This window comes from uncultured Campylobacter sp. (genome assembly GCF_937890585.1).
Taxonomy (GTDB): Bacteria; Campylobacterota; Campylobacteria; order Campylobacterales; family Campylobacteraceae; genus Campylobacter_A.
This window is the reverse complement of record NZ_CALACG010000284.1, coordinates 1-1,689: the sequence shown is the minus strand read 5'-3', so window position 1 is coordinate 1,689 and position 1,689 is coordinate 1. Positions and strand designations below refer to the sequence as shown.

The window sequence follows — 1,689 nt, the reverse complement described above, 5'->3', positions numbered from 1 at the left end:
AATTTAGCCTAGCAAACATAATCAAAAATGCAGGCAATGCCAGCACAGCAGATTTAGGCTTTGAAGTAGAAAACTACTTTAACAAAAGCAACGGTCGCTTTGTTTTGCCGCCTGACTTTGGTGCGAGATTTAGCGATAGTATCACAACGACGACACAAGGCGCAGGCGCGATCGCGACTGAATTTAGAGATGATTTGCTCATTGAAGAAGTAAAAAAAGAAAGCCCACTTTTAAGCGAGTGTAGCTGGCTTGATGGGTTAAGCCAAAGGGTGGAAATCCCACGCAATAACTCAAACATTACCGCTGATTTTGTAGAAGAAGGACAAAGCAGAGATAGCGAAAACTTATCGTTTGACAAGATCATTCTTGAGCCTCATACGTTGCTCGCAACTATTAGGATCACAAGAACGATGATGAATATGTCAGCCTTTGGACTAGAGAGCTTTGCATACAAAGCGATGAAATTTGCAATACGTAAAAAACTTGAAGAAGTGATCCTTTACGGCAAAGGCGTAATTAAAGGCATTTTTGAGATAAGCGGAGTACCAAGCATCGCAGGATATATGACTGCTCCGACGCTAGAAAAGACTTTAAACTTTGGCGACACACTAGAAAATAACAACGGCAATATCGCAAATGCTAAATTTGCGCTAAAAAATAGCGATGTAAGCAAGCTAAAAGCAACAGCGCGCGGCGTGTCAAATGAAAAGATGCTAATCGAGGAGCTAGGAAACCTACAAGGCTATCCATACTTTACGACACAGCTTATCAAAAGCGGTGATGTAGTATTTGGTGATTTTAAAGACATCTTTATCGGCTCATTTAAAGGCATTGAGCTACTTACTCACAATGAAAGAGGCGGCGATATTATCCTAGAGCTATATTTAGACGTAGATGCCAAACTTGCACGTGAGAAGTCATTCGTAATTTCAAAGACAAGCGCATAAAAATGTCAAATTTCACTAAGTCTATGCAATTTTTAATGAGGCTTGAATTTAGCAGTCCAAGCCTTGCACTGCATAAGAACGAAACCGAAAACGGCTTGACATTTTTTGGAATTTATGAGTGCGCCCATCCTGATTTTAAGGGGTGGGAGCTTGTAAGACAAGCGCTAAAGAGCAAAAGCTTAAAAGAAGCTAGCGTTATACTCTATAACAACAGCGATCTTGTGGCTTTAGTCTATGAGTTTTATAAGCGAGAGTTTTGGGATAAGATGCGGCTTGATGAGGTAGAAAGCGACTTAAAAGCCAGCGAAATGTTTATTTTTGGCGTAAATGTAGGCACAAAAGTAGCCATAAAGCTCACTCAAACGCTTTTAAATGTAGCAGTTGATGGAGTTATGGGGACACAAACATTAAATGCGCTAAACGCATACGACGAGGACAAATTTAACGTTGAATTTGACAGCTATGAGATCGCATATTATGCAAGTCTAGTTAGCAAAAATCCAAAACTCAAAATTTACGCCAATGGCTGGAAAAATAGAGCGTTGGCAATTTAGAAAGGATAAAAAAATGAAGTATAAAATTCTTTACAATACGAGAATATCAACAAAAAACTATAAAGAGGGCGATGAGATTGAATTTAAAGATGGCACGGATGAGCTTTTTATAAAAAGACTAATTGATATTAAGTGCATCGAGCCATTAGTGGGCAGTGAAAAGCCAAAAGAGGCTAAAAATCAAAGAG

At 39.1% G+C, this 1,689-nt stretch carries 2 protein-coding genes; both read left to right on the top strand.

All coding sequences use genetic code 11. The features are described 5' to 3' along the window. Nucleotides 1–947 (top strand): phage major capsid protein (locus tag Q0296_RS08555; RefSeq protein WP_298039353.1); only part of this gene is annotated, 947 nt, incomplete at its 5' end. A gap of 35 nt (nucleotides 948–982) precedes the next feature. Then, nucleotides 983–1,501 (top strand): putative peptidoglycan-binding domain-containing protein, encoded by a 519-nt coding sequence (locus Q0296_RS08550; RefSeq protein WP_298039351.1) that lies wholly within the window; start codon nucleotides 983–985, stop codon nucleotides 1,499–1,501. Nucleotides 1,502–1,689 lie beyond the last annotated feature (188 nt).

Coding starts and splice junctions, on each gene's coding strand:
- Q0296_RS08550 (WP_298039351.1), top strand. CDS start 983: ATGAGGCTTGAATTTAGCAGTCCAAGCCTTGCACTGCATAAGAACGAA.